The following is a 13,845-nucleotide window of genomic DNA, read 5'->3' on the forward strand; positions in this document are numbered from 1 at the left end:
GATTGACAGACACTGACGACGGGCTGGGAGTGCCCGAAGTGTGGGGAATCGCAGGCTTAACTGCCTGCGCTGTTGTTGCAGCCGGGATGCTGGCGAACAGCACAAACATCCTGAAGCTGGGATCTGTTGCAGCGTTCTCTGTGTACACGATGCTAGCGATTCAGACGTTCACCACGGACATGCTGCCGTACCCGTGGCCTCCGGAGGGGGTCAGAATCGCGTTTACGAACGCAGTATCGGCAGGGCTGTGGCTTACGGTCGCAGTCGCCCTGTGGTGGCGAGGATACATCAACGAGAAAGTAGAAAAGGAGGAGCCGGGTGACAGAGCAGGCGATAAAAGCCTGGTTTCTTGACTCGTCCCCCTCCCAGTTCATTCTCGGTGTTTTAGTTCTAATTTTTGGTGCGCAGAAAATCCTGTCTGCTGAAAACCTAGAAAAGAGCCTGGGAGGCCTAGTGCTCCCGGTTCGCTGGATGCACAAGCGACGCCAGAGGGCTGCGGAGGAGGAAATAACCACAGTCCAGCGACTCCGAGCCGAGGTGAACCGTCAGGCTGCGGAGATAGCGCGGTACCACGAGTGGTCCATCATGGCGACCCGTAGAAACCAGGATCTAGAGTCCACGCTCACTGCGCACGGCGTGGACATACCCCCTCCCAACTTCGTGTACCTCCACGAGTTCGGGAGAGAGAAACGAGACAGAGGTAACAAAGAAGAGGAAGAGGAGGGTGAATGAGCGCATCGCCGTGGATTATTGGTCCAACATGGACACGCGGAGAGGACGGAAAGTTTATCCTCCCGGAACACTCCCTTGGTTGGGGAGTCATCAACTGGCTGTACAACTACGTCCTCACTCCCGGAGGTCCAGACGCTGGCAAGCCGTTCATGCCGACGATGGAGCAGGCACGCTTCATCGTGTGGTGGTACGCGGTTGACAAGCACGGACGATGGTTGTATCGTTCGGGCACACTGCGACGACTCAAAGGCTGGGGCAAAGACCCGCTGGCGGGAGCGCTTTCGCTCGTGGAATTGTGTGGGCCGGTAGAGTTCTCTCACTTCGACTCCGAAGGAAACCCGGTGGGCAAACCGAAGTACGACCCGTGGGTTCAGATCGCAGCTGTCTCGCAGGACCAGACGCGCAACACCTTCACCCTCTTCTCCTCGCTCGTTTCGCCCCAGCTCAAAGAAGAGCACGGCATCGAGCTACACAAGACAATCGTGTACGACCGGCGAGGGAAGATGATTGAGGGTGTCACAAGCTCCCCGCTCGCGCTGGAAGGTAAGCGACCGACGTTCATTATCCAGAACGAGACCCAGTGGTGGGTCGAAGCGAACGACGGTAAGGCAATGGCGGACGTCATCGACGGTAACGTCACCAAGTCCGCGTACGGAACATGCCGTTCCCTATCAATCTGCAACGCGCACATCCCAGGCCAGGACTCCGTAGGAGAAGCCGACTGGGAAGCGTACCTGGAGGTGCAAGCAGGCCAGGCCGTTGATACAGGATTGCTGTACGACGCCCTGGAAGCACCACCGGACACCCCGGTGTCAGAGATTCCAGCCTTCAACGAGGACCCGGAAGGGTTCGAGCGGGGAATCGAGCAACTCAAGGAAGGGCTGCGAGTGGCTCGGGGTGACGCGGTTTGGTTGGACCTGGACATCATTGTGTCCTCGATTCTGGACGTTAGGAACCCAGTATCAGAGTCCCGCAGGAAGTTCCTCAACCAGGTCAACGCATCCGAAGATTCCTGGATCTCCAGGAAAGAGTGGGATGCCTGCCAGGCGGACGTTCGGCTGGAGCCGGGAGAGAAAATCACCCTGGGATTCGATGGGTCACGGACAAACGACCACACGGCACTGGCAGCTTGCAGAGTCTCAGACGGAGCGGTGTTTCTGCTCAAGAACTGGGACCCAGCAAAGATGCCGACGGGAGAGATCCCCAGGGACGACGTGGACGCCACTGTCAGATCCGCGTTCGAGCGGTACGACGTCGTGGCCTTCAGGTCCGACGTTCACGAGTTCGAGTCGTACGTGGACCAGTGGGGCAAAGACTTCAAGCGGGACGTCAAAATCAAGGCGTCGCCCAACAATCCCATCGCGTACGACATGCGAGGGCAGAAGAAGAGGTTCGCCCTCGACTGCGAACGGTTCTTGGACGCGGTGCTCGAGCACGACCTTGTACACAACGGAGACCCCGTTCTTCGCTGGTACATCCTCAACGCACAGAGGCACCCAACCAACTACGACGCAGTATCAATCAGGAAAGAGTCGAAAGACTCGAGCAGGAAAATCGACGGGGCTGTAACAGCCGTGCTGGCCTTCGGGGCTAGGCAGGACTTCCTTATGTCGAAGCACTACAGAAAGGGTAGAGGAGGAGTGATTGCGTAATGGCAGACGAACAGACCGAAGTGTCGTTATCAGACGCTATTGACGAGTTCGAAGCGTCCTCTGCGGGCTTCCAAGAAGCGGACGACTACTACAACGCTAACCCGCGAGACCTCGCTATCGGAATCGCAACCCCTCCGAAGCTGCGGGTGCTGCTCGCTCAGGTGGGAGTTCCCCGCATCTACGTTCACGCCATCGCGGAGCGACTTATCATCGAGGGTTTCCGCATGGGAGACTCGGGGGATACCGACGAGGAGCTGTGGGGGTGGTTCAAGGCCAACGGCCTTGACAACCTATCCTGGCTCGCGTTTTGCGAGGCACTAGTTTTTGGAAGGGCGTACATCACAATCGCTGCGCCCACCGACGACGACACAGACTACCCGCTCAACATTCCGGACGTTCCAAGCATCCGGGTGGAATCCCCGAAGAGCTTGTACGCGAAGATCGACCCGCGAACACGGCGGGTTGAGTGGGCGGTCCGGGTCGTCAAAGACTCGGACGGGGAAACCATCGCAGCTACGATGTACTACCCCGACCGCACCGAGCTGTACGTCGCGCAGGAGGGGGAACTCGCTCTGGAAGACACCGTACAGCACGGGCTGGGGGTTGTCCCCGTCGTGCCAATCGTTCATGGCAACAGCGTGTCGGACCTGAACGGGACGTCGATTATCACCCCGGAGGTACGTTCAGTCACTGACGCCATGAGTCGCCTCGTGATGAACATGCAGACCACCTCAGAGCTGATGGCAACACCGCAGCGAGTGATTTTTGGCTCTACCGTGGACGAGCTGGGAGGCGAAAACAAGGACGGTCTTGAGCTGTACACGAGTTCGTACATCTCCATCGAAGACCCCCAAGGCAAAGCAATCCAGCTTCCGGCAGCGGAGCTTCGGAACTACACCGAGGCACTTACTCACCAGCTGAAGCTGGCAGCAGCTTACACGGGACTGCCTCCCCAGTACCTCTCATTCACCGACGATAACCCCGCCTCCGCAGAGGCTATCAAGGCGTCGGAGAACCGTCTGGTACGGACGTGCGAGGCTGTCGCAGCACAGTTCGGAGCTGCGTTTGAGCAAGCTATGCGTATCGCACTGCTGGTAATGGGGAAACCCCTTACCATCGACCACTTCCGTATGGAGACGGTCTGGCGAGACCCTTCCACCCCGACATTCCAGGCGAAGTCGGACGCGGTAACCAAGGCGTACGCCAGCGGTAGCGGAATTATTCCACTCGAACAGGCGCGCATCGACATGGGCTACAGCCCAGAGCAGCGACGCCAGATGCAGGAGTGGGATGCCACATCCCCGCAGGGCAGGCTCGCCAGCCTGTACGGACGATCTGGGAAGGAGGCAGTGAATGAACCTCAACCAGATGGAGGAAGAGACGCGCGAGATAACCCGGCAGACGATACGGTTTAGCGAGGAGCTACTGGCCGTTTTTGCTGGTCAGCAACTCACTCCCTCCCTGTGGGAGAGGATACTAGAGCTACTGTTCGGGACTGTCAGGCGCTCCTCGGAGCTAACGGCCCGTGTGGCTAGAGAGTTTTTTGACTCCGAGAGAGCAGCGCACTTCCCAGGAGTTCCCCGCCTGGACGTGAAGCTTGCCATCGTCTCGTTCGATCAGTTCTTCCGGGACATGCAAGGGATTCCAGGCTTCCAGATTGGAGCTGACATCACTCCGGAGGCTATCCACCGAGCCACCCTACGAATTGCGCGAACCGTAGAGAACTCTGGACGGTGGACCACCATTCGCGCCCTCGAGACTCCAGACCCCTGGGTGGACGGGGACGACACCCTCTTCTTTGAGGACAAGTTCACCTCCAGGACACTCTCCTCGCAGGAGTACAAGGAGATGCGAGAAGCAGAACGCCGAACCAGGGGAGGCGTTCGAGGCTGGGCGAGGGTGCCGACCGGGAGAGAGACGTGCGCATGGTGTTTGATGCTCTGCTCTAGAGGAGCTGCGTACACCACAGCACGAGCAGCCGGTGCTCGACTCACAGACGACCAGGCAGTCCGCCTGTATCGCCAGGGGTTGATCGACCCGAAAGAGCACATGACCGAGTGGCACGACGGGTGCGACTGCAAGCTGGTTCCTGTCTTCGACCTTCAGAACTGGCCAGGCAAGGAGCGAGCCGACGCAGCATACAGCATGTGGGCTGAGACCACAGCGGGCTACTACGGAAACGACGCGGTAAACGCCTTCAGGCGAGCCGTCTACGCCGGGAAAACCCCGGACGACTACTAAACCAACGCCTCTCCAGGAGAGGGCTAACTAATTACCCAGGAGGTAGATATGGCAGGCAACAACGAAGCAGGGGCAGAGAAGGAAGCAGAAGTCCTTCCAGACTGGGTGCGCGACAAGCTCACGAAGGCCAACAACGAGGCTGCAAAGTACCGCACCGAGAAGAACGAGGCGGTAGAGAAAGCCAAGCAGGAGAAAGAGCAGCTTTCCGAGAAGGTAAGCCAGCTTGAAGCAGCCCTCAAGGAAAAGGGCGAGGAAGTACAGACCGAGCGAACCGAGGTCGAGAAACTCAAGGCAGCTATCGGGGCGGGTATTCCGACCGACAAGATGATTACCTTCGCAGGACTTCTTAAGGGAGAGACCGAGGAGGAACTCGTATCCCACGCTGAAGAGCTGAAGAAGTTGTTTGTCATCGAAGAAACCACTCCCGCCAAGAGTAAAGCCACGGACCCATCACAGGGTTCTGGTGGGAAACATCTACCGCTGAACGGTGATCCTCTTCTGGAGTCCGTTATGGCGGTCATCAACAAGAAGCGATAAGGAGCTTACATGGCCATTGATCCAAAGAATCTAGCAACAACCGGCGATTTTGCCGGATTCCTCAATCCGGAGCAGTCCGCTCCGATCTTCGAGGAGATGACGCGCCACTCGCTGGTCCAACCACTCGCAAAGAAGATTGAGATGGGGCCTACCGGCGTGTCCATCCCGTTCTGGGACGGTGACGTCCAGGCACACTGGGTAGACGAAGCAGGCAAGAAGCCCCTGGCCAAGGGAGGCTTCGACAACTTCACCGTCGCCCCGAAGAAGGTCGCAGTCATCTTTGCGATGTCTGCCGAGGTGGTTCGTGCGAACCCGCTGAACTACATCAACACGATGAAGGGCAAGGTGGCTGAGGCGTTTGCTGTCGCATTCGACAACGCGGTCCTGCACGGCACGAACACCCCGTTCGGTAAGTTCGTGGACGAAACCACGAAGAAGGTCTCTCTAGCCGATCCGAACGCCTACGGAGCAGCGAACAACGCGCTCAGTCTCCTGGTCAACGACGGCAAGAAGTTCACCGGAGGCCTGCTCGATAACGTCGTCGAGCCAATCATCAACGACGCGCTCGACAACAACGGTCGTCCGCTGTTCATCGAGCCGACGTACACCGACACGAACTCCCTGACCCGAACGGGCCGTATCCTGGCTCGCCCAGTCACCATCGCGGATGGTGTTGCCCAGGGGGAGGAGAAGGAGACCGCAGCTGGCTACTTCGGTGACTTCTCGAAGATCCTGTGGGGGCAGGTCGGTGGCATCTCCTACGACATCTCCGACCAGGCGACCCTGGACCTGTCCGAAGCACAGGACGGTTCTGGCATGACCTCGCTCTGGCAGCACAACCTCGTTGCAGTCCGCTGCGAGGCTGAGTTCGGAGCGCTCGTTCGAGATCCAGAAGCGTTCGTCAAGGTGACCAAGTAAAGGAGAGCGAGTGAAGATTCGCAACAAACTCAACGGAGGCATCGTTACCGTAAGCCCGGAATACGGGGAGCGACTCGTCCGTACCGGCGAGTACGAGAGTATTCCGGAGCGTCGGACAACCAAGAAGAAGGGCGCACCCAAGGAGGAGTAACCAGTGGCTTACGCAACGTTCGAGGACGTACAGCTTCGCTTCTTCCGTGACCTCACGGAGGAGGAGAAGCCACTGGTAAACCAACGACTTCAGGACGCGGAGAACCGGATACGACGCCGTATCCGCGATCTGGATGAGCGAGTTATCGACGATCCGGGGTACTTGGACATCGTAATCCAGGTATGCTGCGACGCGGTGATCCGGCTGGTCCGTAACCCCGAGGGGTATGTCCAGGAGACCGACGGCAACTACACCTACATGCTCGCGCACACCAGCGCGGACGGGAAGTTGTCCATCCTCCCCGAAGAATGGGCTGACCTGGGGGTCCGTAAAGGATTCCGCGTGTTCCACAACCTCCCGCAGCTTCCCGAGTCCTTGAGGACGGAGGGATAATGAGTCTACTTGACCAGTGGAACAAGGAAGTAGAGGTCTACCTCGAGGAAGCCGTCACCGACAGGGACGGCAATATCCGAACTCGCCCGTCGAAAGAGCCGGTGAAGCTGAAAGTCTGGCTGGCTCCGGTTGGACAGTCCGGCACTTCCGCGAGGCGTGCCGAGCAGGACAACGAGGGCTACGAGACTGAGCAGGTTATGCGTATGCGACTGCGACGCCGGGACCACGGTGTCCACATCGGCGCACAGTCGAAGGTTGTCTTTGACGGCCAAACATGGTCGGTCTTCGGAGACCGGGTGATTTACCGAGGTTCGGCTCGAACGAAGCACCACGACTACACGCTCCGGAGGTCCTAGTGGCTGATCTGGAGTGGTACTTCGACGATAAAACAACCAACGAGATTCTCGTTCGGAGCACTTCCGTAAACCAGGAGACGTCCAGCAGGGCGAAAATCCTTGGGGAGGTTGCCGAAGGCCGACTAGCTCCTCACAAGGCTAACAACGTGAAAGACAAGAGGCCTGGCTCCTCAATCGAGGTTACCGAGGGGACAGTCGATGCGTTCGTCACGCTCAAGGACCAAGGAGGGGGCGCAGCTGCAATCGCTAAATCCCTCGGTATTTTCGCTCCGTTCGCGTTCGGAGGAGCAGCAGGCCCCGTCAAGATAAAGCGAGGAAGGAAGAAGCGTGGAAAACGGAAGTAGTTTCCCCAGGTTTCAGGAGGTTGTCCTCCCCATCCTCCGGGCTGGGCTACCAGAGGACGTGAAAGTCGGCTCGTGGATTGAGGACATCGACTACCGACACTATCCGCAAGTGAATATCCGGCGCGTGGGCGGTCCGCGAAGCGTGAAGCGCCCGTACGACATTGACAATCCCGTCGTTGAGTTGACGGTTTACCACGACGAGGGCCTTATCGAGGCCGAAGAGCTTTATTCGAGGTGCATCGACATCCTCTTTAAAGCAAAAGAAGACCAGACAGTCACAGAGTCTGGATATCTGGCGAAGGTGCAAGAGACGATGGGCATGACCCAGTTCTCCTCCCTGTTCCAGGATTCCTGGCGAGTCCAAGGACTGATTGCCCTGACTGTCCGGTCCCTACGAAAGGAAAAGAATGGCATTTAATGATAGCGCGGTGTTTACTGCCGCCACCGGCTACGTCTACACGGCCCCTGTTGGCACGGCTGCACCCACCCCGAAGCAGCTGAAGTACTTCGATCCGGAGACCTTCGGCGCACACCAGTTCACTCTCAAGGTTACCGGCGGTACTCCGTACACCCTGACTGTGGGTTCGACGGCAACCTCCGAGATTAAGGCCGAGGCATCCCCGGCTGAGATCCAGGCAGCGCTGGAGCGAGTCAAGGAAGTAGGCACCGGAGGCGTTGTGGTTTCCGGCACGTCTGCCAAGGAAGGCGTCACTGTCTCCTTCGTGGGAGACAAGTTCGGGAAGCCGGTCCAGCTTAAAGGAGGCTCTGGGGCTACCGTCACCGAGCTTAGCAAACCGCTGGGCTGGGAACCAATCGGTCACACCAACAACGAGGAGCTTCCAGAGTTCGGCTACGACGGCGGAGAGTCAGAAACGAAGGGTTCCTGGCAGAAGAAGGTCCTGAAGACGGTCACGTCCGAGACTCCGGTTGACTACGTGACAGTGAAGGCCCTCCAGTTCGATACCCAGACTCTGGAGTACTACTACGGCAAGAACGCATCGAAGGTCAAGAACGTCTTCGGTGTTGATTCCCCGAACTCCACTGACGTGGAGCGAGCAGTGCTCATCGTCCTCAAGGACGGTCTGTTCACCATCGCGTTCTCTGCTGCAAAGGCAGGCATTCGTCGAGACGAGTCGATCTCGCTGGAGTCGGACGACTTCGCAACGCTGCCTCTGAAGGCAACGTTCGTGAAGCACCCAGGACGTCATCTGTTCGAGTGGACTTTGCCGGAAGAGTAGAAACTTGCCCCTTGGCTTTCAGGTAGGTCGGTCAAGGGGCCTAACCAAAAGATCTACACGAAACTTTTCACTACAAACTTAAGAAGGAGACCTACCAATGGCTACTTTCACCCTCGAAACCCTGCGCAAGATTGCAGACAAGAAGTACGCACCGACCATCATCGAGGCAGACGACGGTCGCGTGTTCACCCTCCCAAACATCCTTCGTATGAAGCCAGCGAACCGCAAGAAGGTGTTCTCGCTGATCGACAAGCTCACCGAGGATATGGACGAGTCTGAAGAATCAACCTCCCTGGAATCGACCATCAAGTCGTTCAAGGAGATTCTCGTAGTAGGCGAGGAGAACGGCAACGGCAAGCAGTTGGTTGAGCTGCTTGATGACCCCGCACTGATCCTGGAAGTAGCGACAGCGTGGATGGAAGGTACCGAGCTGGGGGAAGCCGAACTCTAGCTGAGCTGCTGGAGAAGGCGGGGACCGAGATCTACTCGGATTTGTTGAGTCACTACGGAGTCAACGTTTCCGGAGTGGTTGCTGACCCTCCGGAGATTTCCCCGTCCGAGGTTCTGGCCTTGATAGAAAACCTTCCCGCAGGGTCCGCAGCACTAGCGGTTGTGAGCGGTGTGACTGACTCTGTTGGCTGGACCACAGAGACGTACCTGATCGCGTCACTCATTGACGCGGTGAAGGAGAACACGTTTGCAAACATGCAGGTGAGAGTCAAGAAGCGTCTGCAAAGGCCGGAGAGAACCCCTGTGCCGGGTATGACTCCTGCAAAGAAGAAGAACAGTTTTGTAGCTATGGCACAGGCACAATTCAGAGCAGCTAGAGGAGCGTAGTATGGCAGGCGCTGGTGGCGTTGAAGTCGGAAGAGTCAGTATCCGTGTCGTTCCAGACACGGACAGGTTTAAGCGTGACGCAGAGAAAGGCATCAAAGGCCTTCGCAGTGTCAAACTTCCAGTAGAGCCGGAGCTGGAGCACGAGAGCCTTAAACGAGAAGCGAAGCACGCAGCAGACAAGGCCGAGCAGGAAGTCAAGTTCGAGCCGGACCTTGATAAGAGCAGCCTTGCCCACCAGGCGAGGCTGGCCTCTGTTATCGCTTCCCGCTTCAAGGTTCGGTTCCGTGCTGTGCTTGACGGCAAGCTCGCCACGGTACAAGCAGCAGCTCTCGCGGACCGGCTCCAGCGGATTGCCAACGGCTCAGACCTGAAGTTCGACCAGGACTCCCTGTCTCTGCGGAGTCTGATGGACGTCGCAGGCCTCACCGCAGGCCTTGACAAGGCGATTGGGCGGGTCAGAACGATGCGAGACCAGTTCAGGGAACTCTCGCGCTTCGCTAACCACGCTAAGTCCGCTGTCATGCTTAACAAGTACGCGGGAACCAGCGTCGGAGCTATGCGACTCCGGAACTCGCTTAACATCCTTCGCGAAGGCATCGTGGGGGTATCCAAAGACATGGTGAACTCCATCAAGCCGTGGGAGGCATTCAAGCACTCTGTAAAGGGGTTCGTCTCCCTGGGTAACGTCTTCGGCGCAACCGCAGGCATCGCAGCAGCAGGTATGGGAGCCTTCTCAGCCGTCACCATCGCACTGTCCTACGTGATTGGTGGCGTCGTAGATTCAGTCAAGGTCCTGTCGCGCAGCTTGCTTATGCTGCCAGGCTTAGCGGGCATGGCAGGCTCCGCGTTCGCTGCCTTGAAGATGGGCTTCCGGGGGTTTGGAGAAGTTGCCAGCGCAGCCCTAGATCCTTCGGCAGACCTTGACGAGGCCGTGGCAGGCCTCGCTCCGAACGCTCGAGCAGCAGCCGTAGCTCTTCGAAGGTTTGCACAACCACTCGAAGATTTGAATGAGCGCGTCCAGGACATCACTTTCGAAGATTGGGCTGACCAGATCCAGGAGGTAGGGCAGCGAGTGATGCCCGTCCTGGAGAAAGGAATGACCAGCATTGCAAAAGAGACGAACAAGATCGGACGAGAGTTCCTTGGCTGGGCGGGCACTACCCAAGCCCTTGGGGCTATGGATAAAGTTTTTGCATCCACAGCTAAGACGATGGATTCTCTATCCAAAGCAACAAAGCCGTTTCTGGCTGGGTTCTCTGAACTCGCAGTAGCAGGCGCTGAAGCAATCGACGATCTCGCTAAAGGAGTCCCTAACCTGGCCGAACGGCTGGAAAACTGGGCTACCTCTCCAGAAGGTAAGAAGGAGATGCGCGACTGGATTGACGGGAGTATCCAGGGCTTCAAGGACCTGTGGTCCGGAGCTTCCAGTCTGGCTGGGGCTATGACCGAGGTTGGACGGGCGTTCGGGGTGTCGTTCAACAACGACGCTCTGGAGCGTTTCGACAAGACCATGCAGCGCTTCCAGGATTGGATCGGCGTGGCAGACGACGCCGACTCCCGCATCTCCAAGTTTGCAGCGTCTGCGGAGGAGCTAGCCAAGCCGTGGCTGGACGCAGCAACCCGCATCAAGGACGCACTCAAACCAGCGTTCGACGAGCTGCTCCCGTTCCTTGAGAGCCTGTCGGGAGAGATGGCAGACAACATCGCCTCCACTTTCGAGCGCATGTCGCCCGTGGTCGAGAAGTTCTTCGGCTTCTTTAACAAGCACAGCAACGTGTTTGTTCCGCTGATTGCGGGGCTGATGAGCCTGCGCGTCGGCTTCGGGATTTTCAACGCCCTTCGGAAGTTCGCAACCCCGTTCATCTCTGCTTTCACAGGCACTGTCGGTCTGGTTAGGAAGGGCAGGAACCTGTTCAAGGGAGCAGGGAAGGAAGCGACCAAGGGCGCTCGAGGCTGGAAGTTCTGGGGCAAGTCAGCCAAGGGAGCTGGAGAAGCTGTAGAAACCGCTGGAAAGAAGGCCGGTAAGTCAGCAGGCAAGTTCGGCAAGGTCTTCAAGACAGCAGGCCGGGGAGCCAAGTTCCTCGGCAAGGGCGCTCTCAAACTAGGAACCCGGCTCCTGCCGGGCGTCGGCACCATGCTCATGCTCGCGGACGGAGCCAGCCTGCTGTACAGGAACTTCGAGCCGTTCCGGAACCTGGTGGACAACACCAAGGACAAGGTTGTCGAGTTCGGCAAGGATGCAGGGTCCCGAATCAAGGAAGGCTGGGGCAAGGCCAAAGACTCGTTCTCCAACTTCGACGACCGGGTTAAAGAGGGAGTAGAGACAGCTAAGAAACGCTGGAACGACATCCCAGAAAACGCCAGCCGGAGCTTTCAGCGCGCCGGGGACCGGGTAAAGAAGAAGTTCGCTCCCATCTCTGACTTCTTCAAGCGGAAGCACGGGGAAACACTGGCCTACCTGGAGAAGCAGGGCGAAGGCCTGACCACTGTACAGGCGGGTGGGGGTATGCCGAAGATTGAGGACATCAAGAAGCGAGCATCCGAGATCAAGACAGCCGTAACCGAGGCCTTCGCAAACATCGGAGAGACCACATCCCAGGCTTGGGAAGAGGTTTCCTCGTGGTGGAACGAGACCTGGGATGGCATTAAGGACGGAGTTTCCACACGGTGGGATTCCATCAAGGAATCCGCCTCCGAGAAGTTCAACTCCGCTAAAGAAAAGGCCAACACAGCCTGGGAGGGTGTACAAGACACCTGGACCAGCACTTGGACGAGTATCCAGTCCACCGTTGGCCCTATCTGGGAGGACCTGAAAACCAGAGCCTCCGAAGCGTGGGATGGACTGAAGGAAAAGGCAAGCACAACGTGGGATAACGTACAGACCGGCTGGGTCGGTATGTGGGAGCAGACCTCCACCACCCTCGGCAACGCCTGGACCGGAATCAAGGATTCCGCATCGAGCACCTGGACTAACGCCAGCGAGACTGTGCGGAGTGCCTGGGACGGTGTGAGTGATGGGTGGACCAGTCTTTGGGATGGAGTTTCCAGCTCCCTCTCTGGAACCTGGGATACCATCAAGACGAACGCCTCAACCGCGTTCGATGGAGCTAAACAGTCGGTTTCCAGCGCGTGGGATACGGTTCAGAGCGATACCAGCTCCGCCTGGAGCGGGGTTGTGGACGCCATCTCGAGCGCATCGTCCGGAGCTACAGACACCGTGACAAGCATGGCGTCGGGAATCAAGGACAACGTATCCACGGCGTGGAATAACGTTCGCTCCGACACGTCCACGGCAATGAGCGACTTCGTTAGCTCAGTGACAAGCGGGTTCGACGAGGCCGTAGGCCTAGCTACCTCACTCCCAGGACGATTCCAAGGAGCACTCGGCAACCTCGGAGGACTGCTCGTAAGCTCCGGTAGGTCGCTGGTGCAGGGCTTCATTAGCGGTATTCGCTCTATGATAGGAGCCGTTGCCAGTGCTGCAAGCAGTGTCGTTTCCGCAGCACGAGCATACTTCCCGTTCTCGCCAGCGAAGAAGGGTCCGTTCTCCGGCAAGGGATACACCACCCACTCCGGTAAGGCTCTGGTACGCGACTTCTCGGCAGGCATGGTGAGCGAGGCGAAGACTGCGGAGAACGCAGCGCGCCGGGTCACGTCCTCTGTGAACGACCAGTTCAAGAAGCACCACCGGAACAAAATCCTTCAGCCAGTGCTCGAGTCTAACGCCCAGAAGATTGCCGACGCCCGGAAGAAGGAGCGAGAACTCGAGAAGGACCATCTCGAGAAGCTCGGCAAGATCGGTAAGGAAGACGCCACTCCGAAGAGTGCGAAGGATTCAGCCAAGCAGGCCGAGAAGAACGCTAAGAAGAAGGTCAAGGCCGACGAGAAGTACGCCGAGAAGGTCAAGAAGATACGCGAGGATCTGGACAAGTCCCTGGAGGCACCAGACTACAGTGACATCGACTTGTCGTTCCGCCAGTACTACATCGAGGGAGCCAAGGAGATCCTCACTGAGCAACTCAAGACCATTGCTAAGAGTCAGCAACTAGCAGGCGGGATTCGCTCGAACGCCCTGAAACTGGTGAAGCAGGTGAGGGGGGCTGTAGGCAACCACCCGGTCTTGGACCAGATTGAGCTGAACGTGAACTCCAAGCACTTCAAGCACTCGATCTACCAAGCAATCGAGGATGCGGGTATCGCAGCCGTCCCTGTTGAGTTTGTGGTCTCCAACCTGGACCAGCTCAAGAGCGACCTTGGGATGGGCGACGGTCTTATCTCCAGGGCAATCGACGTTGCTCTCGACTGGAACGCTAACGACACCGACGCTAAGCGCTACCGAGACAACGAAGCAAAGACGGAGATTCACTACCACGTCGAGGATATGAACGAGGCTATCCGAAGGGAGAAGCTGAGGGAACGCAAACAGCTGATGAAGCTGGGATAGGA

General features: G+C 58.0%; 16 protein-coding genes. All 16 read left to right on the forward strand.

Annotated elements, in window-relative coordinates:
- Nucleotides 1–2: 2 nt before the first annotated feature.
- Nucleotides 3–353, forward strand: coding sequence for a hypothetical protein (locus BJP06_RS06505; RefSeq protein WP_143110575.1), 351 nt, complete (start codon nucleotides 3–5; stop codon nucleotides 351–353).
- Nucleotides 319–732, forward strand: coding sequence for a hypothetical protein (locus BJP06_RS06510; protein WP_071573269.1), 414 nt, complete (start codon nucleotides 319–321; stop codon nucleotides 730–732). Before BJP06_RS06505 ends, BJP06_RS06510 begins: the two co-directional genes overlap by 35 nt.
- Entirely contained in the window at nucleotides 729–2,384 is a 1,656-nt protein-coding gene (locus BJP06_RS06515) for a hypothetical protein (RefSeq protein ID WP_071573270.1), read from the forward strand. Before BJP06_RS06510 ends, BJP06_RS06515 begins: the two co-directional genes overlap by 4 nt.
- Nucleotides 2,384–3,799, forward strand: coding sequence for a phage portal protein (locus BJP06_RS06520; RefSeq protein WP_071573271.1), 1,416 nt, complete (start codon nucleotides 2,384–2,386; stop codon nucleotides 3,797–3,799). The genes BJP06_RS06515 and BJP06_RS06520 overlap by 1 nt, the downstream gene beginning before the upstream one ends.
- Nucleotides 3,738–4,625 carry a hypothetical protein gene (locus tag BJP06_RS06525; protein ID WP_071573272.1) on the forward strand — a complete coding sequence of 296 codons (888 nt, stop codon included), beginning with the start codon at nucleotides 3,738–3,740 and terminating at the stop codon, nucleotides 4,623–4,625. The genes BJP06_RS06520 and BJP06_RS06525 overlap by 62 nt, the downstream gene beginning before the upstream one ends.
- A 48-nt stretch (nucleotides 4,626–4,673) precedes the next feature.
- Entirely contained in the window at nucleotides 4,674–5,162 is a 489-nt protein-coding gene (locus BJP06_RS06530) for a hypothetical protein (RefSeq protein ID WP_071573273.1), read from the forward strand.
- Nucleotides 5,163–5,171: 9 nt separating this feature from the next.
- Complete coding sequence (locus BJP06_RS06535; protein ID WP_071573274.1) at nucleotides 5,172–6,080, forward strand: phage major capsid protein; 909 nt, start codon at nucleotides 5,172–5,174, stop codon at nucleotides 6,078–6,080.
- Between the two features lie 10 nt (nucleotides 6,081–6,090).
- Nucleotides 6,091–6,231: a hypothetical protein gene (locus tag BJP06_RS12110; protein WP_177224277.1), complete on the forward strand. Its 141-nt coding sequence runs from the start codon at nucleotides 6,091–6,093 to the stop codon at nucleotides 6,229–6,231.
- Between the two features lie 3 nt (nucleotides 6,232–6,234).
- Entirely contained in the window at nucleotides 6,235–6,624 is a 390-nt protein-coding gene (locus BJP06_RS06540) for a Gp19/Gp15/Gp42 family protein (protein ID WP_071573275.1), read from the forward strand.
- Nucleotides 6,624–6,980, forward strand: a complete 357-nt coding sequence (locus tag BJP06_RS06545; protein WP_071573276.1) for a hypothetical protein — start codon at nucleotides 6,624–6,626, stop codon at nucleotides 6,978–6,980. Before BJP06_RS06540 ends, BJP06_RS06545 begins: the two co-directional genes overlap by 1 nt.
- The gene (locus tag BJP06_RS06550) at nucleotides 6,980–7,324 is read left to right on the forward strand and encodes a hypothetical protein (protein ID WP_071573277.1); all 345 of its coding nucleotides are present in this window, start codon (nucleotides 6,980–6,982) and stop codon (nucleotides 7,322–7,324) included. Before BJP06_RS06545 ends, BJP06_RS06550 begins: the two co-directional genes overlap by 1 nt.
- A complete protein-coding gene (locus BJP06_RS06555) occupies nucleotides 7,308–7,742 on the forward strand; it encodes a hypothetical protein (protein ID WP_071573278.1) in 435 nt (144 codons plus the stop codon). Before BJP06_RS06550 ends, BJP06_RS06555 begins: the two co-directional genes overlap by 17 nt.
- Nucleotides 7,732–8,562, forward strand: coding sequence for a hypothetical protein (locus BJP06_RS06560; RefSeq protein ID WP_071573279.1), 831 nt, complete (start codon nucleotides 7,732–7,734; stop codon nucleotides 8,560–8,562). Before BJP06_RS06555 ends, BJP06_RS06560 begins: the two co-directional genes overlap by 11 nt.
- A gap of 97 nt (nucleotides 8,563–8,659) precedes the next feature.
- The gene (locus BJP06_RS06565; RefSeq protein ID WP_071573280.1) at nucleotides 8,660–9,013 is read left to right on the forward strand and encodes a phage tail assembly protein; all 354 of its coding nucleotides are present in this window, start codon (nucleotides 8,660–8,662) and stop codon (nucleotides 9,011–9,013) included.
- Nucleotides 8,974–9,399: a hypothetical protein gene (locus tag BJP06_RS06570; RefSeq protein WP_143110576.1), complete on the forward strand. Its 426-nt coding sequence runs from the start codon at nucleotides 8,974–8,976 to the stop codon at nucleotides 9,397–9,399. The genes BJP06_RS06565 and BJP06_RS06570 overlap by 40 nt, the downstream gene beginning before the upstream one ends.
- 1 nt (nucleotide 9,400) lies before the next feature.
- Nucleotides 9,401–13,843 (forward strand): hypothetical protein, encoded by a 4,443-nt coding sequence (locus BJP06_RS06575; protein ID WP_071573282.1) that lies wholly within the window; start codon nucleotides 9,401–9,403, stop codon nucleotides 13,841–13,843.
- The last annotated feature ends 2 nt before the right edge of the window (nucleotides 13,844–13,845 follow it).

This window comes from Corynebacterium sp. NML120713, from assembly GCF_001875735.1.
Classification (GTDB): Bacteria; Actinomycetota; Actinomycetes; order Mycobacteriales; family Mycobacteriaceae; genus Corynebacterium; species Corynebacterium pseudogenitalium.

Coding starts and splice junctions, on each gene's coding strand:
- BJP06_RS06515 (WP_071573270.1), top strand. CDS start 729: ATGAGCGCATCGCCGTGGATTATTGGTCCAACATGGACACGCGGAGAG.
- BJP06_RS06520 (WP_071573271.1), top strand. CDS start 2,384: ATGGCAGACGAACAGACCGAAGTGTCGTTATCAGACGCTATTGACGAG.
- BJP06_RS06525 (WP_071573272.1), top strand. CDS start 3,738: ATGAACCTCAACCAGATGGAGGAAGAGACGCGCGAGATAACCCGGCAG.
- BJP06_RS06530 (WP_071573273.1), top strand. CDS start 4,674: ATGGCAGGCAACAACGAAGCAGGGGCAGAGAAGGAAGCAGAAGTCCTT.
- BJP06_RS06535 (WP_071573274.1), top strand. CDS start 5,172: ATGGCCATTGATCCAAAGAATCTAGCAACAACCGGCGATTTTGCCGGA.
- BJP06_RS06545 (WP_071573276.1), top strand. CDS start 6,624: ATGAGTCTACTTGACCAGTGGAACAAGGAAGTAGAGGTCTACCTCGAG.
- BJP06_RS06560 (WP_071573279.1), top strand. CDS start 7,732: ATGGCATTTAATGATAGCGCGGTGTTTACTGCCGCCACCGGCTACGTC.
- BJP06_RS06565 (WP_071573280.1), top strand. CDS start 8,660: ATGGCTACTTTCACCCTCGAAACCCTGCGCAAGATTGCAGACAAGAAG.
- BJP06_RS06575 (WP_071573282.1), top strand. CDS start 9,401: ATGGCAGGCGCTGGTGGCGTTGAAGTCGGAAGAGTCAGTATCCGTGTC.